This window comes from Thiolapillus sp. (genome assembly GCF_048562965.1).
Taxonomy (GTDB): domain Bacteria; phylum Pseudomonadota; class Gammaproteobacteria; order Chromatiales; family Chromatiaceae; genus Thiolapillus; species Thiolapillus brandeum_A.
This window is the reverse complement of sequence record NZ_JBHNMF010000812.1, coordinates 1-1318: the sequence shown is the minus strand read 5'-3', so window position 1 is coordinate 1318 and position 1318 is coordinate 1. Positions and strand designations below refer to the sequence as shown.

The window sequence follows — 1318 nt, the reverse complement described above, 5'->3', positions numbered from 1 at the left end:
GTTGGGGTAACCACCGAGTTCGATGATGGCCAGCAGGCTCTTTCGTTCAGGCATTGTTTCTATCCGGGTATTTGGTGACAAGCGTGTCTTCGGCCTCGTGATAGATTTTGGGACATCCCAGTCCCCAAAATCGACTCGGCCTTTGACAACCTATTTGTGCCCCAGCCGTCCTGGTCACCCAGCACTACGCAACAACTTCGCAAGCTCGTTGCTGCTCCGTACTTGTCTCCCAATGACTGGACGCCGCGTTCGGATGCCTACTTTGCTTCCCCTCTGGCGCTATGCGCACGACGGGTAAGCAGTGCGGCCTCGCGCCTACTGGGGACTACCAGCCTTCGCTTCGCTCTCCATGGCTGGCAGCGAGGGTATTGGTCAGTCAGGCAGGAACGGCCATCACATCAGAGGTCGACACCACAGCGGTCCAATACCAGGCGGCGCAGGGTTTCGGCGCTGCCAACGCCCAGCCGGCGATGCACTGCCATCATGTCCTGCGCGAGATTCTGCCAGTGGGCAAGGTAATCACCGGCCACCTGCGCCAGGGCAGACAAGTCGTCCTGCTCCTGCCACAGTTCATAGGCCTGCAGCAGTTGCGGGAACAGGTGCCGCCGCATCCCGGCCAGGTTGCCGATATAGAAATGAATGGGCGCCGGCGTTCCGCTTTCGAGCAGCATGGGCAGCGTGTGCAGGCTGTCGGCAAGATGATCCTTTACCGCACGGGCCATCAGTTCAGCCGGTGACAGCGCCAGGTCGAGCAGCATCTCGCTCCAGCCATCACCCAGCAACCGGCTGGCTTCGTATTCTCCAAGTTCATGTTCCCTGGCAGAGGCCATTTCCACTTCGGTCATTTGCTCCAGTGCCGCCTCGGCGTCGTCTGAAAAACCATAACAGGCATAGGCCCGGCCGAGGGCGTTGTCCGGACGGTTCCAGCCCCAGGATTCGTACTTCTCCCACAGGTAGCGCCGCAACGCCTCCTTGCGCAGAAACACGCCCTGGTCGCTGGCCATGGCAGGCGGTGCAGTAAGGCAGCGGGCGTATTCCTGACCGGAAATGTACAGACACAGCCCTTCACCGCGTTCGTGCTGCAGAAGTTTCCCAAGGTAAAAATTGGCCCGGGCCCCGCTGGCCAGGCCGGCGCTGTAAACCAGCCCGCTTCCCTCCAGTGCCCGGTTGATACCCATGCTGTCGAACGGATCATAGGAGCGGCCGCCGATTTCGATGGCAGCAAACTCGTCCTCCCCCAGCTTTTCCCACAACTCCTCCCGCTCCATGAGCCAATCCCCCAGATTTTCCGCAGGTATGGGGGCCTGAAAACCCAGCC

Annotated in this window: 2 protein-coding genes; one reads left to right on the top strand and one right to left on the bottom strand. The window is 60.6% G+C overall.

Annotated elements, in window-relative coordinates; translation table 11 throughout:
* The first annotated feature begins 97 nt into the window (after nucleotides 1-97).
* On the top strand, nucleotides 98-298 hold the full coding sequence (locus tag ACOCD2_RS20295; protein ID WP_294052226.1) for a hypothetical protein: 201 nt from the start codon (nucleotides 98-100) through the stop codon (nucleotides 296-298).
* Nucleotides 299-398: 100 nt separating this feature from the next.
* Here the strand turns inward: ACOCD2_RS20295 and ACOCD2_RS20290 are convergent.
* Nucleotides 399-1318, bottom strand: a 920-nt coding sequence (locus ACOCD2_RS20290) for an Sfum_1244 family protein (RefSeq protein ID WP_293650408.1), incomplete at its 5' end; no start/stop codon positions are given.